The sequence below is a fragment of the Alginatibacterium sediminis genome, from assembly GCF_003610775.1.
Taxonomy (GTDB): domain Bacteria; phylum Pseudomonadota; class Gammaproteobacteria; order Enterobacterales; family Celerinatantimonadaceae; genus Alginatibacterium; species Alginatibacterium sediminis.
In genome coordinates, this window is record NZ_RAQO01000004.1 from 37,464 (window position 1) to 64,080 (window position 26,617).

General features: G+C 43.9%; 27 protein-coding genes. 25 read left to right on the forward strand and 2 right to left on the reverse strand.

The genetic code is table 11. From position 1 onward, the window contains the following. The first annotated feature begins 22 nt into the window (after positions 1 to 22). The 21 genes from flhF (at position 23) to DBZ36_RS03340 (ending at position 19,767) form a co-directional block, all read left to right on the forward strand. Positions 23 to 1,537, forward strand: coding sequence for a flagellar biosynthesis protein FlhF (gene flhF, locus DBZ36_RS03240; RefSeq protein WP_120353501.1), 1,515 nt, complete (start codon positions 23 to 25; stop codon positions 1,535 to 1,537). Further along, the gene (locus tag DBZ36_RS03245; protein WP_120353502.1) at positions 1,524 to 2,423 is read left to right on the forward strand and encodes a MinD/ParA family ATP-binding protein; all 900 of its coding nucleotides are present in this window, start codon (positions 1,524 to 1,526) and stop codon (positions 2,421 to 2,423) included. Before flhF ends, DBZ36_RS03245 begins: the two co-directional genes overlap by 14 nt. Next, positions 2,416 to 3,135, forward strand: coding sequence for an RNA polymerase sigma factor FliA (locus tag DBZ36_RS03250; RefSeq protein WP_120353503.1), 720 nt, complete (start codon positions 2,416 to 2,418; stop codon positions 3,133 to 3,135). Before DBZ36_RS03245 ends, DBZ36_RS03250 begins: the two co-directional genes overlap by 8 nt. 131 nt (positions 3,136 to 3,266) lie before the next feature. Beyond that, positions 3,267 to 3,650, forward strand: a complete 384-nt coding sequence (gene cheY / locus DBZ36_RS03255) for a chemotaxis response regulator CheY (protein WP_120353504.1) — start codon at positions 3,267 to 3,269, stop codon at positions 3,648 to 3,650. A 9-nt stretch (positions 3,651 to 3,659) separates the two neighbouring features. Beyond that, positions 3,660 to 4,424, forward strand: coding sequence for a protein phosphatase CheZ (locus DBZ36_RS03260; RefSeq protein ID WP_120353505.1), 765 nt, complete (start codon positions 3,660 to 3,662; stop codon positions 4,422 to 4,424). A 9-nt stretch (positions 4,425 to 4,433) separates the two neighbouring features. Continuing rightward, positions 4,434 to 6,497: a chemotaxis protein CheA gene (locus DBZ36_RS03265; RefSeq protein ID WP_120353506.1), complete on the forward strand. Its 2,064-nt coding sequence runs from the start codon at positions 4,434 to 4,436 to the stop codon at positions 6,495 to 6,497. Between the two features lie 30 nt (positions 6,498 to 6,527). Further along, positions 6,528 to 7,697, forward strand: a complete 1,170-nt coding sequence (locus tag DBZ36_RS03270; protein ID WP_120353507.1) for a protein-glutamate methylesterase/protein-glutamine glutaminase — start codon at positions 6,528 to 6,530, stop codon at positions 7,695 to 7,697. A gap of 107 nt (positions 7,698 to 7,804) precedes the next feature. Beyond that, positions 7,805 to 8,590: a ParA family protein gene (locus tag DBZ36_RS03275; protein WP_120353508.1), complete on the forward strand. Its 786-nt coding sequence runs from the start codon at positions 7,805 to 7,807 to the stop codon at positions 8,588 to 8,590. After that, positions 8,587 to 9,441, forward strand: a complete 855-nt coding sequence (locus DBZ36_RS03280; RefSeq protein WP_120353509.1) for a chemotaxis protein CheW — start codon at positions 8,587 to 8,589, stop codon at positions 9,439 to 9,441. Before DBZ36_RS03275 ends, DBZ36_RS03280 begins: the two co-directional genes overlap by 4 nt. 260 nt (positions 9,442 to 9,701) lie before the next feature. Next, entirely contained in the window at positions 9,702 to 10,190 is a 489-nt protein-coding gene (locus tag DBZ36_RS03285) for a chemotaxis protein CheW (protein WP_120353510.1), read from the forward strand. Continuing rightward, positions 10,191 to 10,616 (forward strand): DUF2802 domain-containing protein, encoded by a 426-nt coding sequence (locus DBZ36_RS03290; RefSeq protein ID WP_120353511.1) that lies wholly within the window; start codon positions 10,191 to 10,193, stop codon positions 10,614 to 10,616. A 50-nt stretch (positions 10,617 to 10,666) separates the two neighbouring features. Further along, positions 10,667 to 11,338: a cytochrome c biogenesis heme-transporting ATPase CcmA gene (gene ccmA / locus DBZ36_RS03295; protein ID WP_120353512.1), complete on the forward strand. Its 672-nt coding sequence runs from the start codon at positions 10,667 to 10,669 to the stop codon at positions 11,336 to 11,338. Next, complete coding sequence (ccmB, locus tag DBZ36_RS03300) at positions 11,310 to 11,990, forward strand: heme exporter protein CcmB (protein ID WP_407641479.1); 681 nt, start codon at positions 11,310 to 11,312, stop codon at positions 11,988 to 11,990. Before ccmA ends, ccmB begins: the two co-directional genes overlap by 29 nt. A 25-nt stretch (positions 11,991 to 12,015) precedes the next feature. Further along, the gene (locus DBZ36_RS03305; RefSeq protein ID WP_120353514.1) at positions 12,016 to 12,768 is read left to right on the forward strand and encodes a heme ABC transporter permease; all 753 of its coding nucleotides are present in this window, start codon (positions 12,016 to 12,018) and stop codon (positions 12,766 to 12,768) included. Between the two features lies 1 nt (position 12,769). Then, positions 12,770 to 12,970: a heme exporter protein CcmD gene (ccmD, locus tag DBZ36_RS03310; protein ID WP_120354449.1), complete on the forward strand. Its 201-nt coding sequence runs from the start codon at positions 12,770 to 12,772 to the stop codon at positions 12,968 to 12,970. A gap of 3 nt (positions 12,971 to 12,973) precedes the next feature. Continuing rightward, positions 12,974 to 13,477 (forward strand): cytochrome c maturation protein CcmE, encoded by a 504-nt coding sequence (gene ccmE, locus DBZ36_RS03315; protein ID WP_120353515.1) that lies wholly within the window; start codon positions 12,974 to 12,976, stop codon positions 13,475 to 13,477. 5 nt (positions 13,478 to 13,482) lie between these two features. After that, positions 13,483 to 15,462: a heme lyase CcmF/NrfE family subunit gene (locus DBZ36_RS03320; RefSeq protein ID WP_120353516.1), complete on the forward strand. Its 1,980-nt coding sequence runs from the start codon at positions 13,483 to 13,485 to the stop codon at positions 15,460 to 15,462. Beyond that, a complete protein-coding gene (locus tag DBZ36_RS03325) occupies positions 15,459 to 15,989 on the forward strand; it encodes a DsbE family thiol:disulfide interchange protein (RefSeq protein WP_120353517.1) in 531 nt (176 codons plus the stop codon). The genes DBZ36_RS03320 and DBZ36_RS03325 overlap by 4 nt, the downstream gene beginning before the upstream one ends. A gap of 9 nt (positions 15,990 to 15,998) precedes the next feature. Next, a complete protein-coding gene (locus DBZ36_RS03330; protein ID WP_233558085.1) occupies positions 15,999 to 16,517 on the forward strand; it encodes a cytochrome c-type biogenesis protein in 519 nt (172 codons plus the stop codon). Then, positions 16,514 to 17,770 carry a c-type cytochrome biogenesis protein CcmI gene (gene ccmI, locus DBZ36_RS03335; protein ID WP_120353518.1) on the forward strand — a complete coding sequence of 419 codons (1,257 nt, stop codon included), beginning with the start codon at positions 16,514 to 16,516 and terminating at the stop codon, positions 17,768 to 17,770. Before DBZ36_RS03330 ends, ccmI begins: the two co-directional genes overlap by 4 nt. Before the next feature lie 485 nt (positions 17,771 to 18,255). Next, entirely contained in the window at positions 18,256 to 19,767 is a 1,512-nt protein-coding gene (locus tag DBZ36_RS03340) for an AGE family epimerase/isomerase (protein WP_120353519.1), read from the forward strand. Positions 19,768 to 19,842: 75 nt separating this feature from the next. On the opposite strand, the gene DBZ36_RS03345 is transcribed toward DBZ36_RS03340, so the two are convergent. Continuing rightward, the gene (locus tag DBZ36_RS03345) at positions 19,843 to 20,928 is read right to left on the reverse strand and encodes an HD domain-containing phosphohydrolase (RefSeq protein WP_120353520.1); all 1,086 of its coding nucleotides are present in this window, start codon (positions 20,926 to 20,928) and stop codon (positions 19,843 to 19,845) included. An 859-nt stretch (positions 20,929 to 21,787) separates the two neighbouring features. Between DBZ36_RS03345 and DBZ36_RS03355 the strand changes: the two genes are divergently transcribed. After that, positions 21,788 to 22,234, forward strand: a complete 447-nt coding sequence (locus DBZ36_RS03355; RefSeq protein ID WP_120353522.1) for a hypothetical protein — start codon at positions 21,788 to 21,790, stop codon at positions 22,232 to 22,234. 103 nt (positions 22,235 to 22,337) lie between these two features. Here the strand turns inward: DBZ36_RS03355 and DBZ36_RS03360 are convergent, their stop codons facing one another. Then, positions 22,338 to 23,609, reverse strand: coding sequence for a citrate synthase (locus DBZ36_RS03360; protein ID WP_120353523.1), 1,272 nt, complete (start codon positions 23,607 to 23,609; stop codon positions 22,338 to 22,340). Between the two features lie 496 nt (positions 23,610 to 24,105). On the opposite strand from DBZ36_RS03360, the gene sdhC reads away from it, so the two are divergent. The 3 genes from sdhC to sdhA are packed head-to-tail and all read left to right on the forward strand — an operon-like array spanning position 24,106 to position 26,615. Next, positions 24,106 to 24,507 carry a succinate dehydrogenase cytochrome b556 subunit gene (gene sdhC / locus DBZ36_RS03365; RefSeq protein ID WP_120353524.1) on the forward strand — a complete coding sequence of 134 codons (402 nt, stop codon included), beginning with the start codon at positions 24,106 to 24,108 and terminating at the stop codon, positions 24,505 to 24,507. Beyond that, positions 24,501 to 24,845, forward strand: a complete 345-nt coding sequence (gene sdhD / locus DBZ36_RS03370; RefSeq protein WP_120353525.1) for a succinate dehydrogenase, hydrophobic membrane anchor protein — start codon at positions 24,501 to 24,503, stop codon at positions 24,843 to 24,845. The genes sdhC and sdhD overlap by 7 nt, the downstream gene beginning before the upstream one ends. Continuing rightward, complete coding sequence (sdhA, locus tag DBZ36_RS03375) at positions 24,846 to 26,615, forward strand: succinate dehydrogenase flavoprotein subunit (protein ID WP_120353526.1); 1,770 nt, start codon at positions 24,846 to 24,848, stop codon at positions 26,613 to 26,615. Positions 26,616 to 26,617 lie beyond the last annotated feature (2 nt).

The window sequence follows — 26,617 nt, forward strand, 5'->3', positions numbered from 1 at the left end:
AAACTAAAATGGGACTAACGCCGTGAAAATTAAACGTTTTTTTGCCAAAGACATGCGTACAGCACTGACCGAAGTGAAGGAAACCTTGGGTAGCGATGCGGTTATTATGTCTAACAAAAAAGTTACCGGTGGCATTGAAATTGTAGCTGCTATTGACGTGAAAAACACGGCTAACGCTGCGCCGACACCAAGCGAAACTAAGCGCAGTCTTGCTGATGATAGCGTTAGCATATCAACGGCACCTAGAATGCAAAGCAAGCCTCAAGCAAGAACGCCGGTTGCTAAAGAGAATGTCAATAATACGGCGAACGTTGAACGTCATTTTGATGACAACGCCAGCTTAAAAGATAATTTAGCGTCATTTATGCGACGCCACCAAAAGAACATGGGCGAAGCAGTTGCCAGTGCTAAACAAAATCAAACCCCTGTTCAAGCTCCAAAACATCCAAGTTCTGCTCAGGTAGCCCCGGGCCCTAGTCCTTTAATGAAGCAGCAGACTTGGAATGCAGCTAATAGCCGTGCTAATCCTGCAAGCAGTCCTACACGTAACCCCAATTTATTCTCAAAGCCGTCTCCTTCTAGCCCTAATAGTCCGACAGCAAATCCTGAATTAGAAGCACTTAAAGGCGAAATGGCATCAATGCGTAAGTTACTTGAGCATCAGGTTTCAGGGTTGATGTGGCAAGAAATGGATCGCCAAGAACCGCAACGAGCAGTGTTGATTAAAATTTTACGAAAAGTAGGTTTAAGCGATGATATGGCGGACCAGATTGCCAGTTATGTACCTGACACTGATGATCTCGCTCAAGCTATTAATGACGCAAAGTCACTTATTTGTCAGCAGCTACAAACTGATGACGACGAAATTCTAAAGCAGGGTGGGGCTGTTGCTCTTGTTGGAGCCACTGGAGTCGGGAAAACTACTACTATAGCGAAGTTGGCAGCGCAATTTGCATCTCGATATGGCGCAGAAAGTGTGGCCCTAATTACGACGGATACCTACCGCATTGGTGCTCACGAACAATTGGCAACTTATGGCAAAATTATGGGCTGTTCAGTCCGAGTTGCTCAAGATGAGAACGAACTGTCAGAATTGCTCTACCAAATGCGTGACAAAAAACTTGTCCTCATCGATACTGCAGGTATGAGCCAACGCGATATCCGACTTCAGGAGCAACTCGATAAATTGATTGCTACAAGTCAGGTGTCAATTCGCAATTACTTGGTTCTACCCGCAAATGCCCAAAGAAAAGTAGTTGAAGAGACGGTACAGCAGTTTAAGAGAATCCCACTCGCTGGTACTATACTGACAAAATTGGATGAAAGCCTGTCATTAGGTGAAGTTCTTGATGTTAGCTTGTGTCATGCAATTCCCGTCAGTTATGTGACGGATGGGCAACGTGTACCCGAAGATATTTCAGTAGCACATGCTGATGACTTGTTAGAACGTGCTTTTGATCAAGCTCAAAACGATCACGGCGAGCATTTTTGGTTTAGTGAATCCGTGACCCAACAGGTATCCGATGCATACAGATAATAGTGTTCGATTTGACCAAGCGAGTGGCTTACGCAAAATGCAACAACAACGAAATCATGTCAAAGTAATCGCCGTAACTGGTGGCAAAGGGGGCGTTGGTAAAACTAACGTCACTCTGAATATGGCTGTTGCAATGGGAGCCCAAGGCAAGCGTGTCATGGTATTGGACGCCGATTTAGGCTTGGCCAACTGTGATGTTTTACTAGGTTTGCGCGTGACCAAAAATTTGAGCCATGTGATATCTGGTGAATGTAGCCTTGATGAGGTTCTAGTCCGAGGTCCTAACGGGATATATATTGCCCCCGCGACTTCCGGTACCCAGTCGATGGTCGAGTTAAAACCAACCGAACATGCGGCATTAATTCGCGCATTTTCTACCATGCAAACTCAAATTGATGTTTTAATCGTAGATACGGCTGCTGGTATCTCAGATATGGTATTGAGTTTTGCTAAGGCAGCCCAAGACATTGTGGTTGTGGTATGCGATGAACCAACCTCCATTACCGATGCCTACGCCTTAATAAAGTTACTGTCTAATAAGTATGGTGTTTATAAATTTAAAGTCGTTGCAAATATGGTTCGTAGTTTACGTGAAGGCCAAGAGTTATTTGCTAAACTTACCCGCGTCACCGACCGATTTCTGGATGCAACATTGGAGCTAGTCACCTGCATTCCCTATGACAACAATGTTCGGATGGCAGTACGTAAACAGCGCGTAGTTGTTGAAGCTTTTCCTAAATCTCCAGCTTCGATGGCTTTTCGCTCTTTAGCAAGTAAAGCTGGTTCATGGCCAATTCCCACTCAAGTTGGCGGACACTTAGAATTCTTTATTGAAAATATTCTAGAGTTCGCACAAAACAAAAAGAGAGAGAATGTGAGTGAGTAAAGTTGCAGCATACGCAAATCAGGTAGATAGCAATGCGCTGGTGTATCAGCATTCAGTTCTGGTAAAGCGTATTGCTCACCATTTAGTCGCTCGCTTGCCAGCGAGCGTTATAGTGGATGATTTAATCCAATCAGGCATGATAGGACTCATTGAAGCGGCAAGAAATTTTGATGGCAGTAAAGGTGCAAGTTTCGAAACCTATGCCGGGATTCGAATCCGTGGCGCGATGTTAGATGAAATTCGTCGTGGGGACTGGGTTCCTCGCTCTGTGCATAAAAATAGCCGTGCCATTAGTGCTGCAATCAATGAAGTTGAAAAACGAACCGGACGCGATGCTCGGGACCAAGAAGTAGCCGCTGAGTTAGAGGTTAGTCTTGACGAATACCACCGCATGCTGACCGATGTAAATAGCGGCAAAGTTCTCGGCATAGACGATCTCGGTGTGAGCGAAGATGTTATTAGTACCGATGACAGTCGTGCTCAAAACCGCCCTGCAGAGGGATACACCAATCAACGTTTCCAGTCAGCATTAGCCAGTTGTATAAAAACCTTACCAGAACGCGAATCCCTCGTTTTATCACTCTATTATGATGAAGAACTAAACTTAAAAGAAATAGGTGAAATATTAAGCGTGAGTGAGTCAAGAGTAAGTCAAATTCATAGCCAAGCTTTGGCTAGAGTTAAAACCAGAATGCAAGATTGGGTCAATTAAATGTGAAATTAGATGAAATGGCTTCTTCAATAGACGCTTTTCTTTTACTATTACTAATTGAAACGAATTTACTACACTAATTCAAAGAACTATTGGGTTAGCACACGGATTACTAACCCTAGGAGACTACCTTGGATAAAAACATGAAAATTCTCATTGTTGATGATTTTTCAACGATGCGTCGTATTATTAAGAATCTTTTGCGAGATCTAGGCTTCAACAATACCCATGAAGCTGATGATGGCAGCACAGCATTACCGATGCTTAAGAATGGCGATTTTGAGTTTGTTGTCACAGATTGGAACATGCCTGGCATGGAAGGTATCGATCTTCTAAAACATATTCGTGCTGATGCGAGTCTATCGCATTTACCTGTCCTAATGGTGACTGCGGAAGCCAAGCGAGAACAAATTATTGAAGCGGCACAAGCCGGTGTGAACGGTTATATTGTGAAACCATTTACCGCTGGCACGCTAAAAGAAAAACTCGATAAGATATTTGAACGTCTGCAATAAGGACTATCTATGAGTAGTGTACAAGCTTTGATTTCACTCGAAGATGCACAACGTTTAGTCGAGTTGCTTCAGCAAGATGAAATTGAACAGGCTAATCAGTGGCTCAAAGATAAGACTGTAAGTGAATCAGCCGCTTTATTCGATAAAGTAGGCAACCTCACTCGGCAATTACACGATTCTTTAGAAGACTTTAAGTCGGATTCACGTTTGCCAGAACTTGCAAATCAAGAAATCCCCGATGCGCGTGACCGACTCAATTATGTCATTGAGATGACCGACCAAGCAGCCAACAAAACCATGGACGCGGTAGACGCTGTTATTCCACTTGCAGATAGCCTGCTCAATCGAATAGAAAGCCTAATGCCAACTTGGGATGGTTTGATGCACCGAAACATTTCTTTGACTCAATTTAAAGAAATGTGTCATCAAATAGATAGCATGCTTAAGGAAACGGTTAAAGATGCCGATAGCATAAAGGCGAAGTCAACAGAAATACTAATGGCGCAGGAATTTCAAGATCTTACTGGCCAGTTAATTCGCAAAGTTATTACCTTAGTCCAAGAAGTCGAGGACCGATTGGTCGAGATGCTGACCTTGTTTAGCGATGACTCGCCAAGTGCTAAAACCGTTGTAAAAAACTCGGAACCAAGCGCTGCAACAACCCGAGAGCAGGCAATTGCCTCTGAAGGGCCGATTATCAATAAGGAAGAACGTAGCGATGTCGTTCAAGACCAAGACGATGTTGATGACTTGCTTTCAAGTTTAGGTTTTTAGGAGTTACGAATGAGCTTTGATTTAGATGAAGATATCCTCCAAGATTTCTTGGTAGAAGCATCTGAAATCCTTGAACAGTTATCTGAACAACTCGTGGATTTGGAAAATAATCCCGAAGATAAAGATCTTCTAAATGCTATCTTTCGAGGCTTTCACACCGTAAAAGGTGGCGCCGGATTTTTGTCGTTAACAGCGCTAGTTGACTGCTGTCACGGTGCGGAAAACGTGTTTGACGTGTTACGTAATGGTGGCCGAAGTATTACTCCAGAGCTTATGGATACTATTTTAGCAGCGCTAGATAGCGTGAATGACATGTTTGTCCAAGTGCAAGCCCGAGAGGAACTAACACCTGCACCGGCAGAGATAATTGAAAAGCTGCATTATTATTGTACTCCAGAATCAGAAACCGCGGCCGAGCCCGAACCAGAGCCAGTGATTGAGACACCTGTAGCTACGCCTGCTCAAACACCAACCACTAGTGCGGCGGGTGTCGACGAAATAACCGACGACGAATTCGAGCGTCTGCTTGATGAACTACATTCAGGATCTGCACCTAAGGTTGCAGCTCCAGCGGCCCCTGCTGCACCAGCGTCTAGTTCAAATGAAATGACAGACGACGAGTTCGATAAACTGCTTGATGATTTACATGGAGCGGGTAGTAAAGCTCAAGCACCAGCAGCTGCAGCGCCATCTTCAGGATCAATTGATGATGATGAATTTGAAAAATTACTTGACGACTTACATGGTAGCGGTAAATCACCTGTAGTCGCACCGCCAACAACACCAGCTGCAGCCCCAGTCGCTAAGCCTGCGGCAAAGCCAGCCGCTCCAGCTGCTGTAAAAAAACCAGAAGCGAAGAAAGCTGAAACCAAAGCCGCGGCTCCCGCAAAGGCACCTCCTCAAGGCGAAACTACAGTGCGTGTTGACACGCGGACCCTTGACGAAATCATGAACATGGTTGGTGAGTTGGTTTTGGTACGAAATCGACTTGTGAGTTTAGGTCTTACCAGCAACGATGAAGAAATGTCGAAAGCGACTGCCAATTTAGATGTGGTTACTGCAGACTTGCAAGGCGCGGTCATGAAGACCCGCATGCAACCCATCAAGAAAGTATTTGGTCGTTTTCCTCGAGTTGTTCGAGATTTAGCTCGGACCTTGAAAAAAGATATCAATTTGGAATTGGTTGGTGAAGACACTGATCTAGATAAAAACCTAGTGGAAGCACTTGCCGACCCGCTTGTTCACTTGGTTCGAAATTCAGTCGATCACGGTATTGAAATGCCAGATGATCGAGAAAGCTCAGGCAAGAAACGCACCGGCACAATTCGCCTGTCAGCCTCTCAAGAAGGTGACCATATTTTACTGACCATCGAGGATGATGGTGCAGGTATGGATGCCGATAAACTTAAGAAAATTGCGATTACTCGGGGCGTATTAGATAACGACGCTGCAGAACGGATGTCTAACAAAGAAGCATACGCACTGATTTTTGCTCCTGGCTTTTCGACCAAAACTGAAATCTCAGATATCTCAGGTCGCGGAGTTGGTATGGATGTGGTTAAAACCTCAATCACCCAACTCAACGGAACTGTGGATATTGACTCGGCGATGGGCGAGGGCACTACGCTTCAAATTAAAGTTCCGCTCACGCTCGCTATTTTGCAAACCTTGATGGTAGACGTAGGTAATCAAACCTTCGCATTCCCACTGACCAGCGTGAACGAAATATTCCATTTGGACTTAAGTAAAACCAACGTTGTTGATGGACAAGAAACAGTAATTGTTCGCAGTAAAGCAATACCACTGTTTTATTTACAAGACTGGTTAAATCGCAATGGTCAAATGGGTGAACGAAACAAACAAGGCCACGTCGTAATTGTTCAAATTGGCCTTAAACAAGTTGGCTTTGTTGTAAATAATCTGATTGGTCAAGAAGAAGTAGTGATAAAAGCACTTGATGAGCTACTTACCGGGACACCGGGAATGGCAGGCGCAACGATCACGAGTGATGGCCGCATAGCATTAATATTGGATATTCCAAACTTGCTTAATCATTACGCTCGCCGCGTCTAACTACCTAAATTAAAGGGTTCTTTTTATTAAATGGCAATCACTGTATTAGTTGTAGATGACTCTAGTTTTTTCAGACGTCGAGTGAGTGAAATTATAAACTCAGACCCTGGAATGCATGTTATTGATACAGCCGTAAATGGCAAAGACGCACTGGATAAAGTGATTAAACTTAAGCCCGATGTTGTAACCATGGACATCGAGATGCCGGTAATGGATGGTATTAGCGCTGTTAAAGCGATAATGGCTCAACAACCGACACCAATTCTTATGTTTTCTTCGCTCTCTCATGAAGGGGCGCAATCTACTTTAGATGCACTAGAAGCAGGTGCTTGCGATTTTTTACCTAAAAAGTTTGAAGATATAGCACGTGATCGCGAAGAAGCTGTGTCCTTGCTGCAACAACGTGTTAAGGCAATTAGCCGACGCCGATTACATCGCCCGGTGCTTCGAACCGCGCCGAGTGAAGTCCCAAGCAGTCGAACAAATGTCGTTAGCAATAACCCACGTAGCGCGCTAGGTAGTAGTCCGACGCGTTCAGTTGTACCTAATCAAGCTCGCAATATAGCGAACACCCAAACTAGCGCAGTAAGCACCGCACGACCAGCGGCGATCAACCATCGTGCCAGTGGCAAGCGCTATAAACTAGTAGCTATCGGTACCTCTACCGGCGGACCTGTTGCTCTGCAAACTATTTTGACAAAATTACCACGGAACTTTCCACATCCAATTTTGTTGGTTCAACATATGCCGGCAACATTTACACAAGCTTTTGCTACTCGGTTAAATAGTTTGTGCCAAATTAACGTCAAGCAAGCGGAAGATGGCGACATACTGCAAGCCGGTTGTGCCTATTTAGCACCCGGTGGTAAGCAAATGATCGCTGAAGGTCGCGGGCGTATTCGCATCGTTGATGGAAATGACAAAGTTAACTATAAGCCATGTGTTGATATTACTTTTGCATCCTTAGCTAAAAGCCATGGCGACTCAGTTTTAGCAATGATATTGACAGGAATGGGAGCTGACGGTCGAGATGGCGCGAAGCTTTTAAAAGATAAGGGTTCAATCATTTGGGCTCAAGACGAGGCTAGTTGCGTGGTTTACGGAATGCCACAAGCAATTGCAGCTGCAGGTTTAGCCAGCAAGCAAATGCCGCTGGACCGATTTGCAGAGTCAATCATAGCTGAAGTAGGCTTATCCTAGAAAACAGACAAATTGGCTACTTACGAACTGATTTTACTAAAGAATATTGAACATGAGTCGATATAACGTTTAGTAGAATATTTTGCTTAGCCTGAGGGAGGCTTGACGTGATCACTTGGACTGTCGCCAATCAAAAAGGCGGGGTTGGTAAAACCACAACGGTGATTACACTTGCGGGTTTATTGGCTCAGCAAGGCAAACGCGTGTTACTGGTAGATACCGATCCACATGCATCGCTTACTGCCTATTTGGGTTTTGATGTTGATACCTTACATGGCTCACTTTACGAGTTATTTCAAAAACCAAACCTGAGTGATAGTGAGTTACGTAAAAGCATTTATGCCACTGATTTCGAAAATCTTAGCTTGATTCCTTCGAGCATGGCCCTGGCAACACTCGACAAAGCGCTTGGAAGTCGTGAAGGTATGGGGCTTATTCTCAAACGTCTGATCGAACGACTCAAAGACGAATACGACTACGTTTTAATTGATTGTCCACCTGTTCTTGGGGTAATGATGGTCAACGCATTAGCTGCAAGCCAAAGGGTTTTGGTGCCTGTTCAAACCGAGTTTCTAGCGCTCAAAGGCCTTGAACGAATGGTAAAGACCTTCCACATTATGCAGCGCTCATGTCCTGACCCACTTCGTTATACGGTTGTCCCTACGATGTATGACAAACGAACTAGGGCTTCGTTGACATCTCTAAAGAGTTTACTTGATCAACATCCGCTACATGCTTGGAATTCGGTTATTCCAATTGACACCAAATTTAGAGATGCAAGTCTAAAACATATGCCACCGTCATTTTATCTGCGCAAATGCCGAGGCGTTTTTGCTTACGAAACCTTGTTAAATTATTTACAGAGACTCAATGATAAGGCTGGAATGCTATGAGCCAAAAGACATTGATGGATCAGGCTTTAGGGGATTACTTTGATTCTCTGTTCGGTGATGAAGTGTTAGAAACATCGGCTATAGCAGCGAGTGAAACGGCAGTAGAACACGCGCCTCAATCCGATAGCTATCGTGATAAAATTCGTCAACAACGCGAGCTACAGCCATTAAAAACACAGCCTCAGCCCTTAGAAAAACTATTTGAACAAGCCCAGAAGCCGAGCAAGTTAGCTGAAGAAACTAGTTTGCCTCAAGTACTGCCCGTTTTTAAAACGCAAGTAGAACCGGTTCCTGAACCGGCGGTAGAAATCGCTCCAGTTGATGAAAAAGCTCAGTTAGAAGAGCTAGTTGTAGAAACGCAAGAACAACTAGAACCCGAGCCAGCGGAGCAAAAGCCGCAGTGGTCCAATGTTGAAACCGAAGATAGCTTCCAAACTCTCTTCTTTGAAGTGGCTGGCGTGGTCTTTGGTGTCCCGCTGACAGAGCTAGGCGGTATTCATCGTATTACTGAAGTGAGCCCTTTATTTGGTAAACCTGATTGGTTTGGCGGAATTATGCTCGATAGAGAGCAAAAGCTCAGCGTTGTGGATACGGTAAAATGGGTCATGCCCGGTCAAAACATTGAGGCTGAGTATCAGTATTTAGTGATGCTAGGAGAAAGCGCATGGGGTCTTCAATGCGAACAACTGCGCGGTACAGAATGGCTAAATAGAGATGATGTTAAATGGCGAGCTAAAGCAGGAACCAGACCTTGGTTAGCTGGCATGGTTAAAAATAAAATGTGCGCGTTGCTGCACGTATCACAGATGGTAGAAATGCTAGATGCTGGAATTAATATCGAGGGACAATAGAGTAATTTGATTTCAGCATGTACTCATTCGGTGATACTTTGTCGGCTTAAGTCGTGGCTTCAAAGTTTCGCCAAAAGTGAGTACACATAAACGATAAACTACTGTAAAAACAAACTGGAAAGATTAACTGGAACTAGCAAGTTAAGCGAGTTTGAGTATACTTAAACGCATACGCAACAGAACTGCGATTATGATGATATTGACATCATGAAATCGATATTTAATTAACCGCATTTTTGACGGTGATAAAAGGATAAGGTATGAGCGAACATAGAAACATCGCAGAGTCAGTCTCAGAAGATGAAATCTTACAATGGGTAACGTTTCAACTTGAACAAGAGACTTACGGTATAAATGTTATGCAGGTACAAGAGGTTTTACGTTATACCGAAATAGCACCAGTACCGGGCGCGCCAAGCTATGTTCTTGGCATTATCAATCTTCGTGGTAATGTTGTAACCGTCATCGATACCCGCTCTCGTTTTGGGCTACCATCAGCTGAAATTACAGATAATAGCCGAATTGTTATTATCGAAGCTGAAAAGCAGGTGATAGGTATTCTTGTTGATAGTGTTGCCGAAGTTGTTTACTTACGTGGATCTGATATCGATATGGCACCAAATGTCGGTACCGAAGAAAGTGCTAAGTTTATCCAAGGTGTAAGTAATCGCGAAGGACAACTATTGATTTTGGTTGATCTTAACCGCTTGCTCTCAGATGACGAATGGGACGAGTTAAGCTCCATATAGATGCTGATCGCTGACCAGATAATCCTATTCGTTTTATGTGTGTTGATTGTATCGTTAGCAATTTTTTGTTGGCGATTACATCAGCGACAATTGTCGATCTTAAAAAAGCTTTCAAGTTTTGAATTAATCGTCAAACAAGTCAATAAGCAGCAACACAACATTGACTTACAATTTCGTGAAGTTCATCAGGCCAATGCCAGCCAAACTCAAGAGCTATCCCGCCAAGAACAGTTGCTGGGTGCGTTGAGCGATGAGCAAGAGAAATTCCGCTTCGCACAACAAGAGCAACCCGAAAGTAAGTTGTATTCTCGGGCAATGAAACTTATTGAACTTGGTGCTGATATTGATGAGCTGGTGCGTGAATGCGAATTACCGCGTGCTGAAGCCGAGCTTATCTTCAATCTGCACAAAAAGACGCCTTCTTGATCGGTACCTTTCCTATCCCAACATTCCTTTACGTTTATGCGAGATAAGCCTTGAGTAGCGCTGTTTTTGAAGCTAAAGACCTGTCTTGCGTTCGAGATGAACGTTTGCTTTTTGAAAATTTGTCTTTCGCATTATCGAAGGGGGAAATTATTCAGGTTGCTGGGCCTAATGGGGTAGGTAAGAGTAGTTTGCTGCGCATTCTTGCAGGCTTAAGCCGCGCAGAATCAGGACAACTATTTTGGAAGCAATCTCTGTGTCGTGACGCGCTTGATCTGTTTAACCAAGATACTCTATATCTTGGGCATCATGCGGGTGTAAAGGATGAGCTTAGCGTCGCGGAGAACCTTCGTTTTTATCAAGCGCTTCAGTCAAATACAAATCAGTTAAGTAACCAAAAAATTTCGGAATTGCTGGCGCAAGTAGGCCTCGACTTTTATGAAGATCAATTAGCCTCACAGCTTAGTGCTGGTCAACATCGACGCATTGCTTTAGCAAGACTGTGGATGCTAAACAAAAGCCTTTGGATCTTAGACGAACCTTTCACCTCAATTGATATTGCTGGTGTTGAGCATATTCAAAATCGCATGTTAGAGCATTGCGATAATGGGGGAATGATCATTGTGACCACTCATCAGCCCTTGGCAATACCTCAACAGCGGTTTTCAGTATTAGACATTAGCGACTTTCAGGTTTATGCCGATGAGGAACTCTTTGGTGTTTAGAGCTATTGTTCGTCGCGAATTGATAAGTGCCATGCGCCGTAACGCCGAGGTGATTAATCCGCTTTGGTTTGTGTTGATCGTGGTGACTTTATTTCCTATTGCCTTAGGACCCGAGCCGCAATTATTGGCTAAGGTAGCTCCAGGTGTTTTTTGGGTTACAGCAATTTTGTCTTGCTTGTTGTCTTTAGAGCGACTGTTTCGGGATGATTTTAGCGATGGCTCATTAGAACAAATGTTAATGAGTTCCCACTCGTTAGTTGGTATTGCTTTGGCGAAGGTATTTGCCCATTGGCTACTCACTGGGATCCCTTTATTACTCATTTCACCTTTAGTTGCAGTACTTCTTTCAATGGAGTGGCAGGTCTATAAAGCCTGTTTTCTAACGCTCGCGATCGGTACCCCTGTTTTAAGTCTAATCGGTGCCGTTGGCGTGGCGCTAACGGTTGGACTGCGCAAGGGTGGAGTACTATTAAGCCTACTGGTATTGCCGCTTTATATTCCAATTCTCATTTTTGCGACGTCAGCAATCGAAAGTGCTGCGTTTAGCTTGCCTTATGATGGTCCATTGGCGATCATGGCAGCAATTTTAGCGTTGTGCGCAAGTTTATGTCCGTTTGCAATTAGTGCAGCGCTACGTGTAAGTTTGAATTAACCTCACCTCAAAGGAATCACAATAGATGTGGAAGTGGTTACATCCTTGGGCAAAACCTGAAAAAAGCTATGCCTTAGCGGGTACCTTATTACCATGGTTTTCTTGGCTCGCATTACTAGCGATATCCGTCGGAAGTGTATGGGGGTTGGCTTACGCCCCTGCCGATTATCAACAAGGTGATAGCTTCCGTATTATCTATCTTCATGTACCCAGCGCCATGCTTTCAATGGGTGGGTATCTTTCAATGGCAATCGCTGCCTTAGTTGGCTTAGTCTGGCAAATACGCCAGGCCGATATGTATGTTGCTGCGACAGCTCCTGTTGGAGCCGTTTTTACCTTTATCGCATTAATCACCGGTGCCGCATGGGGGAAACCAATGTGGGGCGCGTGGTGGGTTTGGGATGCACGTTTGACCTCGGAACTAATACTATTATTTCTATATTTAGGTGTAATTGGGCTCTATAACGCTTTTTCTGACAAAGTGATGGCTGGCCGCGCCGCTGGAATTTTAAGCATAGTCGGCGTGATTAATTTGCCTATCATTCATTATTCCGTCGAATGGTGGAATACCTTGCATCAAGGAGCAACTATTTCTAAATTTGATAAACCATCCATGGACACAAGCATGCTTTGGCCTTTGCTTATCAATATTGTTGGTTATGGTGCGCTACTGGGTGCGGTAAGTTTATATCGTTTTAGAACCGAGCTTATCAAACGAGAGCGACAGCGTCCTTGGGTGAAGGCTATGGTTACAGCTAAGGTTTCTGGTGGTGTTTAATATGCATTTCGATTCTTTTTCAGACTTTCTAGCCATGGGGGGCTATGCCTTTTATGTATGGCTTGCTTACGGTATTAGTGCCGCATCTCTCATAGTATTAATTATCAATAGCGTGGTGTCTCGTCGTCAACTTTTCCGATCCATCGCAACTCAAAATCGTCGCCAACAACGACAAGTTAACGCTTCAGCAAAGGAATCTTAGAACATGACACCGCGGCGTAAAAAACGTTTAACCATCGTAGTAGCTGTTGTAGCTGGCCTGAGTTTGTCCATAGGGCTTTTGCTATATGCGCTTGGCCAGAATATTGATTTATTTTATACGCCAACAGAGTTGGTACAAGGTAAAGGAAAAGACAAAATTCGTCCCGAAGTCGGACAACGCCTGCGCATCGGTGGACTCGTTGTTCCTGGAACCCTTGAACGCTCAGAAACTAGTTTAGAAGTTCGTTTTGGATTAATTGATGCTGGAGGTGAGCTGGTAACTGTTAGCTATGACGGAATTCTTCCAGACCTTTTCCGAGAAGGACAGGGTATTGTTGCCAATGGTGAACTTGTTTCAGCCCGTGAAATCAAAGCTCATGAAGTATTGGCAAAGCACGACGAAGAATATATGCCACCTGAAGTCGCTGAAGCGCTTAAAGGGATGGATCATCTCAAGCTAGACTATTCGGCTGAACAGCTTGAAGGTTCTATGGGGTCTAAGGGATAACTTTTATGATTATTGAATTAGGCCACTACGCGCTGATACTAGCGACGGCTCTAGCAGTTATCCAAAGTATTTACCCGCTTATTGGCGCGCAAACGGGTAATTTAAAACTAATGCGAATGGCTCGGCCCTTAGCCTTAAGCCAGTTTCTTTTTGTATTGTTTTCTTTTGTCGTGCTGTCTTATGCTTTTTATAACAACGACTTTTCGGTGGCTTATGTCGCCAACAACTCAAATAGCTTTTTACCTTGGTATTTTAGGTTATCTGCCGTTTGGGGAGCTCACGAAGGATCCCTTCTGCTATGGGCGTTAATCCTAGCTGGGTGGGCTGGAGCTGTAGCTATTTTTAGTCGAGGTTTGCCTATTGACGCCGTCGCACGAGTACTTGCCGTTATGGGCATGATCTGTATTGGCTTCTATTTGTTTATCTTGCTGACCTCGAATCCTTTTGACCGCATCTTACCGATATTTCCGATTGACGGTCGAGATTTGAACCCCTTATTGCAAGACTTTGGTTTAATCGTACATCCACCGTTATTGTACATGGGTTATGTTGGATTTTCGGTTGCGTTTGCTTTCGCAATTGCAGCATTAATCGCTGGCCGTCTTGATTCAACCTGGGCTCGCTGGTCTCGTCCATGGACAACTGCCGCGTGGGTATTTTTAACCGTCGGTATCGCGTTGGGTAGTTGGTGGGCTTACTATGAACTTGGCTGGGGAGGTTGGTGGTTCTGGGATCCAGTTGAAAATGCTTCATTTATGCCTTGGCTTGTCGGTACTGCGCTATTGCATTCTCTGGCTGTGACAGAGAAACGCGGAGTATTCAAAAGTTGGACCGTATTACTAGCAATCTCAGCATTTTCATTAAGCTTGCTTGGTACCTTTTTAGTTCGCTCTGGGGTATTGGTATCTGTGCATGCCTTTGCCAGCGACCCTGCCCGTGGTTTGTTTATTTTAGGTTTTCTTTTAGCTGTGATTGGTGGTTCTCTGCTCTTGTTTGCAGTGCGAGCGTCACAAGTGAAAAGCCGCGGCCGTTACGAATTTTGGTCTCGCGAAACCTTTTTGCTTATCAATAATGTGTTGCTCATCGCAGCCTTGCTAGTTGTCCTCTTAGGTACCTTGTTGCCTTTAGTTCATAAAGAGATTGGTTTGGGGAGTATTTCCATCGGCGAAGCTTTCTTTAATCGGATGTTTTCTTGGTTAATTGTTCCCTTTGGTATCGCGATGGGAGTGGGGCCTTTATTACGTTGGAAACGTGAAAAATTTGATAGTTTAAAGAAACCACTAATAATCTTGGCTGTTGTGAGTATTGCATTACCGAGTTTGTGCTTGTTGCTTCTAGCACCTGAGTATTACTTGCTGGCTAATGTTGCGTTGGCACTGGCAACTTGGATCATCTCCTGTAGTTGCTATGAAGTATATTTAAGGGCAACCCATAGGCATAGCTTAGTCAAAGGTTTGTCACATTTGGGCCGCTCTCATTGGGCGATGGTTCTTGGGCACATTGGTCTTGCGGTTTCAATTATCGGCATAGCCGTGACTTCTCATTACAGTATCGAGCGCGACGTACGTATGCAGGCCGGTGAGTCGGTTCAGTTTGCAGATTATCGTTTTCACTTCACCCAAGTTGTACCGATTCAAGGCCCTAACTATAGCGGGCATCAAGGCATTTTAGATGTCTACCAAGGTGAAAAACAAGTTGCAACATTACAACCTGAGAAACGCGTATATCGAGTTCAACGTAGCATGATGACTGAAGCAGCCATTGATGCTGGATTATGGCGAGATTTGTATTCAGCATTAGGTGAGGAACTACCGGGTGATGCTTGGGCTTTGCGTATTTACTACAAACCTTTCATTCGATGGATTTGGCTAGGTTCAATTATTATGGGCTTTGCAGGCTTACTTGCAGTAAGTGATCGCCGTTATCGGATGGCAATTAAAAAGCAGCCTGACGCTAATGCCAAATCTACGGAGGCTACTACATGAACCGTCGAATACTGATATTTTTGATTCCGTTTGCAGCCTTTCTAGCACTTAGCGTTTTCCTATTTAGGGGATTGTATAGTGATGCTACAGAATTGGAATCGGTGTTGATTGGTAAACCTGTACCCGAGTTTTTATTGCAAGATATTTTTTCTGATGACGTTCAGTATCAGCAAGACATATTTAAGGGCGAGCCATTGTTGCTCAATGTATGGGCAACTTGGTGTCCAACCTGCAGGGCTGAGCATGATTTTCTAAACACACTGTCCGAGCAAGGGATCAAAATTATAGGTTTAAATTATAAAGATGAGCGTCCCAAGGCTATTCGTTGGTTACAGCAACTTGGTGACCCTTATCAAATTAACTTATTTGATGAGAAAGGGATGCTCGGTTTAGATTTAGGAGTTTATGGCGCCCCTGAAACTTATTTTATCGACAGCAATGGGATTATTCGATATCGCCATGTTGGGGATGTAAACCCACGAAACTGGAGCGGTGAGTTGGCAGCTCAATTCGCTAAGTTGGATTAAGAGGCCTCTATGATGACGATTAATAGCAAAATGTTGTGGATGAACGCGCGAAAACGAGGCGTTTTATTACTGCTATCTAGTTTCGTTCTCACACTGAGTCTTGCGGCAATGAACCAGGCCTTTGCTGCGATAGATGTGTATGAATTTAGCTCAGAGCAGCAAGAGGACGAATTTCGCGAGCTGATCAAAGAATTGCGCTGTCCCAAGTGTCAAAACAATAATATTTCAGATTCAAACGCTCCACTGGCGCAAGATCTGCGCGATAAAACCTATGAAATGATTGTTGAAGGTCAATCAAAGCAGCAAATTCTTGATTATATGGTTGCTCGGTACGGCAATTTTGTACGTTACGACCCGCCGCTTACGCCTGCAGTATTAATGCTTTGGATTATTCCATTAAGCTGCATTGCTCTCGGGTTTGTCCTGGTGTGGCGACGTTCAGGAAGTAAAGCTAAAACAGATGAACTAAGTGAGGCGGAACGCCAACGCTTAGCTAAAATAATTGAAGAGGAAAAATCGCAATCATGATTAGCCTTTGGATAGCCATTGCGGTTCTGACCTTAATCGCCATTGTTTGTGTCGCTGCGCCATATATTGCAGCAGCGAAAGATGATTCGCCGAGTCAATCACAACTCAACAAAAAATTGTATCAACAACGTCTTGGCGAAATCGAAAATGACGACTCTCAAGGCCTAATTGATAATAAGTCAGCGCTACAACAAGAACTCCAGCACAATTTACTTGAAGATATCCCTGAAACAGAAATCAAGCGCAATAGTAGTCAAACATGGTTAATGTTGGCACCAGCTCTTGCTTTAGTACTGTTTGGTTCATTGTTTTTGTATAAGCAGATCGGTTTTGCACCTGATGTTGCCTATCAGCTCAAAGTGATAGAGCGATTGCCGGAATTAAGCATGAAGGTCATGAACAACGATGTTGAGGTAAGCGCTCAAGAAGTTGAAGAATTTAGTATTGGTTTGCGAAGTAAACTAGCAGAACAACCTGATGATGCACGCGGTTGGTTTATTATGGCAAAGCTAGCTCAGGCTAACCAAGATCTCGGTATGATGACTGACGCAGCCGAAAAAGCCTATGCAATCGACCCTAGCAATCCAAGCGTGGTGATGGTGTATGCGCAAGCCTTGATGGCTACAGAGGATCCTAGTGCTGGAATTCAAGCTGAACATATGCTAGTTAAACTGCTGAGTTCTCAACCTGAGAATCTTGATGCTTGGTCTTTGTATGCGTTTATCGCATTCGAGCAAGAGCAATATCCATTAGCAATTGAGCGTTGGAAAAAGATGATGGACTATGTAGACGCTGATAGCGAGCGGTACACCATGATACAGCGCAGTATTGATTTTGCTAATGAGCAAATTGAAGCTAATGGTGGTGATGCCCTGGCAGACACTGCACAACAAAGCATTGACCTAGAAAATCTGGCCGAAGGTGAGTATGCAATTTCCATCGATCTTGCTCAAGGAGTAGAGCTGCCAAGCAACGCCTACTTGTTCGTGTTCGCAAAAGCGGTAAATGGACCGCCAATGCCATTAGCCGCGCGCAAACTACCTTTCCCAAGTTTTCCATTGCAGGTGCGCTTGTCAGATGAGCACAGCATGTTAGAGGGCCTAAAGCTATCAAGCCTGCCTGAGTTCAAAGTGATTGCTCGCTTAAGCTATGACGACAACGTACAAACCACCGACGGTGATTGGCAAGGCGAACAAATAGTCAGTAAAGGTTTTGCCGAACTGATCACAATTAAAATCGACAAGCAGCTTTAAGTAAAAGTGTCATTTGAGCCAAGCTAGCTTGGTTCAATTGGCACTATCATTTCTTTTCTTCTTCGTACTAGCAAAGTAGCGCTAACTTGAAAGCAGTATTTGTTCGGGTATACCCATTCATTGCTTAAGAAATTTGTAGTGTTCTGTTTTGCATACACACAACTGCTTGCTTCTACGTTTGCATAATATTTCTTCTATCTTTGGCAATTAGCGGAACTGCGCTCAACACCCTGTGTATTACGAATAAGAAACCTTGCCGTAAGCATAAAGCCGTCACTCTAAACTGGAATGTATCATTGGGTTGGATAGGTAAATAATAGATTATTAATAGCAGCAATCGGCCACGGGTAATTAGCTATAATGGTCGAATAGTTCGGCCACTATTCCGTATTTGTATGCTGTAACGGATACCCAGAAATAGTATCGGTGGGTCATTGAACTTAGTTTAAGACGATAATTTTTGACCAAACGCTGAGGCGCCAACGATGAGAACCATATCTGCTAAGATTATGTCGTGTCTGTATTTGATAATCTTTAACGTGCATGCAAGTACCGAGATAGATTTCGCAAAACGTATCGCGACCGGCGAGCAGTGGCTCTCACATATGGAAAATGGGCTAAGTCCGTATTGGATGGCTCCGAGTGCGTACGGCGAACCGGTAGGAAATTTCCCGACCTTTCGCTGCGACGATGGTCAAGTTTTAGAGCTATCCAATCCTTGTCCAGAGTTAGCTAATCAAAGATGGATCGCTCAAGAGTTTGGCCGCGATTTCACCCGTATGAAGTCGCGTCAAATATATGCCTACGGAGTACGTTATCATCTAACGGGTGACCCTAAAGCACTTTCACTAGCAAAAGCAGGCGTTGATTACCTATTAACGCAGCTGCGAGACACTAAGAATGGCGGGATGATCAGTGTACGAGAAGGCCAGCAAGCCAAGTTTAAATGGCAGCAACGCACCTCGCAAGACCAAGCATATGCCATTGTTGGCCTAGCATTCTACTATTATTTAACCCGTGATCCTGAGGTCGAAAAAGCCTTAGTCGAACAGCAGCATTTTATTTTTGAGCACTATAAAAGTACCACCAAAAATCAGTTGCTGTGGGTGATTGAAGATAGTCATGAGCATTTCCACCAACAACTTGAACTAGTCGCACAGCTTGATCAAATTAATGCGTATTTGTTATTAGTGACGCCACTGTTGCCAAAACAGCATCAACTTAAGTGGCGAGCAGATCTAGAGTGGTTAACGGAACAAATGTTGGCTCAATATCATAATGTTGAGCAGTGGCGTTTTTACGGGGCGATACACCACCGAGCTGTCATGCGAGAGACAGCAAAACACAACGATTTTGGTCATACTATAAAAGCCTATTGGATGACCTATTTGGTTGGGCAACAACTCAATCGAGATGATTGGGTTGATTTAGCACTTAAGGGAATGAAAAGCACCATCGCTAAAGCCGCCTACCAATACTCAAAATCCTATCTTAAAGATATCCTTTCAACAGATCAGCTTGCAGCCATAGAGTATAGCCATTTATATAGCTGGCGAGAGAGTAACTATAGCGATTGGATATCATCTTGGCAGTGGGCGGAATTAGACCAAGCACTAATGACCTTAAGCATCCGTGAGGGAAATAACTTAAGTCCGCAGCTAGTGCGCCAGTTATATTTTACGACGACTAGTTTTCAACAGTTTTGGGTTGACGAAAGCTACGGGGGTGTTGGTTTAATGCCTAAAACTTTAAAGCAATTTCATTGGGGCAATGCTTATCATCAATTTGAGCACGCACTGGTAGGATACCTCTCAGCCCAAGCTTGGTATGACAAGCCCGCAACCTTGTATTACGCGCTTCCACCTTTAGCTGATGTTACGCTACAACCTTATTACTTTTCAGGCGAGGTGTTGTCACATCAAATCACAAGTATAGCTTTAGATATACCAATGCTTGAGCAAGTTGAGGTTAGTTTTAGGATTACACCGGGCAACTAGTACTGGCATGGCATTGCACTGGGCGCTAGCGGTGAGCATGCTCAGCACTGGTGACTATCGTACAAAGCAGGTGGACTAGTTTGGATATTTGTCTCGAATGGCTAGAAAATCACTCAAATTTTCGGTTAATAAATCAACTAGATTAGGGTCAAAGTGTTGACCTTGCTGCTCGTGGAACAGTGTCATAACTTGTTCAATCGGCCAGGCTTCTTTATAAACTCGACTGCTGCCAAGCGCATCAAATACGTCAGCGACCGCTGTAATTCGACCATAAATATGGATGTTATCTCCGGATAATCCCTGTGGATAACCAGAGCCATTCCATTTCTCATGATGTTGACCTGCAATTGTAGCCGCAGCTTTTAAAATGGGACGTGTAGAGTGTTTCATCAAATCATAGCCAATCTGGGCATGGGTTTTCATTACTTCAAATTCATCGGCGTCGAGTTTGCCTGGTTTTTTCAGAATGGAGTCCGGAATGCCTACTTTACCAATATCGTGCATCGGTGAGGCCAGTTTGATTAGCTCAGCTTCTTGTGCGTCTAATCCAGACAGTAATGCCAAAAGCTCTGAGTATTCAGCGACACGACGCACATGGTCACCAGTCTCTTTTGAACGAGACTCGCCGATTTCGCCCATGGTATAAACGACTTCCTTTTGGGTGTCGATGATTTCTAGGTTTAAGGCTACAATTTCGGTTATCTCAGTTGCATAAACAGCTAAGCTGTCGAGCTCGCGAGACCCTTTTGCTATCAGTGAAAATACCTTACCGGAATCTGTTTGAAATTGCTTTGCGCAGGACCCCTCATTGTGAATAAGAGATTCGAGGTCGTCCGTGAACAAGGCTTGGAATGAGTTTATTTCAGGAAATACCCGTTGCGCAGCAGCATTGGAGAAAGCTAGCTCATTATTGGCGTTAAAGATAAACACGGGTTGCGGATTATGCTTGGGTAGAAAACTGATATATCGATACTCGAGAGCAGCTTTGCTCTCTTTGGAGAACAGGTGGGTAATAGGGCACTTAGATGTGAGGCCCGTTTGTATCAACATCAAACCCATGGGTAAAAAAACGAACCACAGCGTATGTGTACCCAATGCTAGCATGACACTACCTAATACTGTCCTAACCTGACTTTCTCTATTACTTATATTGATCAACATTTGCAGGCTGCCTATTTGTTAAGTGGCTACGTTTAGTTAAGCGTCTACATCTTTCCAAAAATTGAGTAGCCGAACAATACCGAGACACTTCTGAAGTTTTTACATTTGAAATTAACATACTTGAGCTTAGTTACTTAGTGTCATTTCGTGGTGTAGGTATAGAGTTTCCCAGAATGTTAGCTAAGGCATAGTTACATTTTCCAATTGATGTCTTTCATGAGCGTATGGATATAACGAGTACTATTATCCTGCCTTTCCATTATTGCGTCAGTGACTCATTGTACTTGCTGCATATTGATCGTGTGACAGCTGCCACCAAACTAAGTATCTTGTATCTGTTTTGCAGAATCTCATGCAAACTAATAAGAGAGTCCAATGAAATCAATACTATTGCTTCTGCTTTGCAGTCCCTTAATGGTTAATGCCAATAGGATCGTTAACCTAGATACAGACACACAAGAGGTCTGGAGTGGGGGATATTGGAGCCATGGACGGTCAGAAGGAATTTACCGTCTTGTGGTTACCGGCGGGGGAATTGAACATTATAAAACCCAGCTTTTTGTTCAATAGATTGCAATCGGCACAGACTCTTTCAAACTTGAAATAATAAGTTCAGTTGGCATACAAGCGCTAAATCAGGACTCAGTATATGCCTTTAGATTGCCGCAATGCGTCGACGCTATCCCTTGTAATGCAATTAAAATTGAGGCCACGAATAGTTATGACCTAAGTCAGCATCAATTTCGAATTGAGTTGCGAAGCTCCGGGAAATACAGCTTTGAAAAAGCTTCGTGAGTATTTTTAACAGCCTCAAGCTGTACTTATCGTAAATTTGCCAACATTAGAAATGGAGCTTAAGGTGATAGAATTGAAGAGTAAGTCGAAGGATAGGTTAAATAAGCGCGAAAAACTGTCGATAGTTTTAGCATTGCTTGCTGTAGTTTGCACTGTTATTGCAAACTACAGCAATAACAGTTTAGTGATTACTTCATTACTGCTGCTGATTATCTCTGTACTACTCTACGTATTTAGCCGGCCCTTAAGTTTTCGTACGATTTTGTTATTGATCTATGCGTTAATTTCTAGCGCGCTATTTAATATATATTACCCGTGGCAAATATTTAGCCAGGTGTATCTTTGGCTTATGCTGCTTGGATTTCCGGTGCTATGGACTTGCGTTGCTTTGATACTTACTAAAGAATCCAGTGTTAAACTAATTCAAAGCAATCTTGCTTACATTTTTTGTATCTTATCGGTCACTTTTTGCCACTTGTTGGTGATTGCGATACTCGCCAGTAGTGTCTAATCCAAACCTATAACTATAAGCAGCTCGGATCTAAGGTGCTTTTAACAAACAGCAGTTTCAAAAAAGGCCGCTAAAAGGCGGCCTTAACAGAAGAAGCTAACAACTATTCGTATTTACGATAGCTATAACCCTTGTACAACTGGCGTGGACGGCCAATACGTTGTACTGGCTCTTCCATCATTTCTTTCCAGTGAGCAATCCAGCCAACTGTACGGGCTAAGGCGAAGATTACAGTAAACATACTGGTCGGAATACCAATTGCTTTAAGTACGATGCCTGAGTAGAAATCAACATTCGGGAATAATTTCTTCTCTTTAAAGTACGGGTCACTCAAAGCGATACGTTCAAGTTCCATGGCTACATCTAGCAATGGATCATCAACGTTAAGCTCTGCGAGCACTTCATGACAGCTTTCGCGCATCACTGTAGCTCGTGGATCGTAGTTTTTGTAGACGCGATGACCAAAGCCCATTAGGCGGAATGGGTCATTTTTGTCTTTAGCTCGAGCGATGAACTCAGGGATACGGTCAACAGTACCAATTTCGCTAAGCATGTTTAAGCAAGCTTCATTAGCGCCGCCATGTGCAGGCCCCCAAAGGCAGGCAATACCAGCTGCGATACACGCAAATGGATTTGCACCAGATGAACCTGACAAACGAACCGTTGAAGTTGAAGCGTTTTGCTCATGGTCCGCGTGCAGCGTAAAGATTCGGTCCATAGCGCGTTCAACAACTGGGCTAATTTTGTACTCTTCAGCCGGAACTGAGAACATCATATTCAAAAAGTTTGCGGCATAGCTCAAATCGTTTCGAGGGTAAACGAAGGCCTGACCAACAGAATACTTATAGCTCATTGCAGCCAGAGTTGGCATTTTTGAAATCAAACGGTAAGCAGCGACTTCCCGATGGTGTTCGTTAGATATATCTAAAGAGTCGTGATAGAAAGCGCTGAGTGCACCGACTACGCCAACCATAATCGCCATTGGGTGAGAGTCACGACGAAAACCTTGGAAAAAGTGAATCAATTGTTCGTGAACCATCGTGTGACGAGTCACTGTGGTTTTAAATTTAGCGTATTCTTCTTTGGTAGGACGCTCGCCAAATAACAATATGTAGCAGACTTCTAAGTACTCACCATCTTTGGCTAGCTCTTCGATAGAGTAGCCACGATGCAGTAGAATACCTTTTTCGCCATCAATGAAAGTGATTTTGGACTCACAAGAGGCCGTTGCTAGAAAGCCTGGGTCAAAGGTAAAATAGCCTTCTTTGGCAAGCGCGCGTACGTCGATTACATCTTGGCCTTCAGTGCCTGAATAAATCGGTAAGTCGATAGCGTCGCTACCTGGTAGTTGTAGGGTGGCTTTTTGCTCAGCCATAGCACATCTCCCTTGCTTTTATAGTTGTGTTAGAGTTAGACGAGGTGATTGTGGGTATGCAAAACGATCTGCATGCTTCAAAAAACCTATCTGCTTTAGATTTGCGGCTTTTATTTGTATTAGCCTGGTCAGCTCAAATACCATTTAAGGTCCACATACGGCATCCAAAGCTACATCATTCTGAACCACTCAGCCCCCAAAAGTCAATCAGGGGCTGTTATTGATAGTCGCTATATTTGTCAAGAATGTTAAGTGTGCCGTCAAAACTTGAAAAATGTTAGCGTTTGAGGCCTTAAGAGGGCGATTTGTTAATTGAATTTGCAATAGCGGGCTTGTATACTCGCCATGACGTTTAGGGCTGTATATAGCCTTTGTTGGTGTTAGTTAAGCTTTGATTTTTCGACTTTAGTCTTAATTTTTGACAAAATGCGACAAAATTAACAATTTAGCAACATTGATTCAGGTTTGTCGCTCCAAATGACGATAAAAATAACTCATGGACACGAGTGGGCCAAGAACCGTGAAAAAACAACAAAGACCAGTAAACCTCGACCTACAGACGATTAGCTTTCCCATCACTGCGATTGCATCCATTTTGCACCGCGTTTCGGGCGTTATTACATTTTTTGCTATTGCAATTCTCCTCGCTTTGCTTAGTCAATCCTTAGACTCTGAGCAAGGATTTAATAATGTCATGGAAACCCTCGATCATTTCCTCATCAAATTTGTCATTTGGGCTAGCTTAGTTGCTCTGATGTACCACCTTGTTGGTGGTGTACGGCATTTGATTATGGACTTAGGGTATTGGGAAGAACTCGATACGAGCGCTCAAAGCGCCAAAGTATCATTCATCATTACCGGCGCACTAGCTTTGATAATGGGGGTAATCGTATGGTAAACAATGTATCTACATTTGGCCGCAGCGGTGTACACGACTACCTATTGGTACGCGCATCGGCAATCATTTTAGCACTCTATACTTTTTACGTTTTGGGCTTTATCGCCTTTAACGAAATTACGTACCTTAGTTGGAGCGGGTTTTATTCTTATCTACCAACTCAAATATTTAGCCTTTTAGCCTTACTGGCGTTGCTCGTGCACGCTTGGATTGGTCTTTGGCAGGTACTCACTGACTATGTTAAACCTACGGGCTTACGTCTTGGTTTGCAGTACTTGCTTAATATTGTCGCTTTTGTTTATGTCGCGGCTGGCATCTTGATTATTTGGGGGTTATAAGTGGATTATCCTATTCGAGAATTTGACGCAGTAGTGATTGGAGCAGGCGGCGCAGGTATGCGTGCGGCGTTGGCCATCTCTGAAGAAGGCAAAACTTGTGCTTTGATTTCTAAGGTATTTCCTACGCGTTCTCACACAGTTTCAGCTCAAGGTGGTATTACTGTTGCTTTGGGTAACTCGCACAAAGATGATTGGCAATGGCACATGTATGACACCGTAAAGGGTTCTGATTACATTGGTGACCAAGATGCCATCGAATATATGTGTAATACAGGTCCTGAAGCGATAATCGAATTAGAAAAAATGGGCCTTCCGTTTTCTCGCTTCGAAGACGGCACTATTTATCAGCGTCCTTTTGGTGGCCAGTCCAAAGAGTTTGGTGGCGAACAAGCCGCACGTACAGCTGCAGCGGCAGATCGAACAGGTCATGCACTACTTCATACGCTTTACCAGCAAAACGTTAAAAACAAAACCATGGTATTTAGTGAATGGTATGCCTTGGATTTAGTTAAGAACGACGACGGTGAAGTCGTTGGCTGTATGGCAATGGACATTGAAAGTGGCGAAGTGGTGTTCTTTAAAGCCAAGGCTACTATTTTGGCGACAGGCGGTGCAGGGCGTATTTTTGCATCAACCACTAACGCACATATCAATACTGGTGACGGTGTCGGTATGGCATTACGCGCAGGTGTTCCAGTACAAGATATGGAAATGTGGCAGTTTCACCCAACCGGTATTGCCGGTGCAGGTGTATTGGTCACAGAGGGTTGTCGCGGAGAAGGTGGCTATCTACTAAACAAAGATGGCGAGCGTTTCATGGAACGTTATGCGCCCAATGCAAAAGACTTAGCCGGACGCGATGTCGTTGCCCGCTCAATGATGACAGAAATACGCGAAGGCCGCGGTTGTGAAGGTCCTTGGGGAATTCACCTTAAGCTTAAACTTGACCACCTTGGCGAAGACGTTCTAGAAAGTCGTCTTCCTGGTATTTGTGAGTTGTCTCGTACCTTTGCTCACATTGACCCAGTTAAAGAACCTATTCCAGTCATTCCAACTTGCCATTATCAAATGGGTGGCGTGCCGTGTAATGTTAACGGACAAGCGCTTAGCCCTAATGCTAAAGGCGAGTATGAAGTCGTCAACGGCTTGTTTGCTGTAGGTGAAATCGCTTGTGTATCGGTCCACGGTGCTAACCGACTCGGCGGTAACTCGCTACTTGATTTGGTTGTGTTTGGTCGAGCTGCGGGTAAATTTTTAGGCGAATACTTAGACGACGCACCAGAAATGGCTGATGCTAATCAGCAAAGCATCGATGCAGCAATGGCGCGCTATAATCGTTGGGAACACTCTAACCCTGACGGCGAAGACCCAGTGCAAATTCGTAAAGACTTGCAACAATGTATGCAACTAAACTTCTCAGTATTTAGAGAAGGCGATGCAATGGCCGAAGGCCTCAAAGAATTACAAGAAATTCGTGTTCGCTTAGAGAACGCACGCTTGGATGATAAATCACCAGATTTTAACACCCAACGGGTCGAATGCCTTGAGCTCGATAACTTAATGGCGACCGCTATTGCAACAGCTTATGCGGCCAACTTCCGCACTGAAAGCCGCGGAGCCCATAGTCGCTTTGACTTCCCAGACCGTGATGACGCGAATTGGTTATGTCATAGTATCTTTAACCCAAGTGACGAAAGCATGAACCGCCGTGAGGTGAACATGTCACCGAACTTGCGTGAAGCTTTTGAACCTAAAATTAGAACCTACTAGGA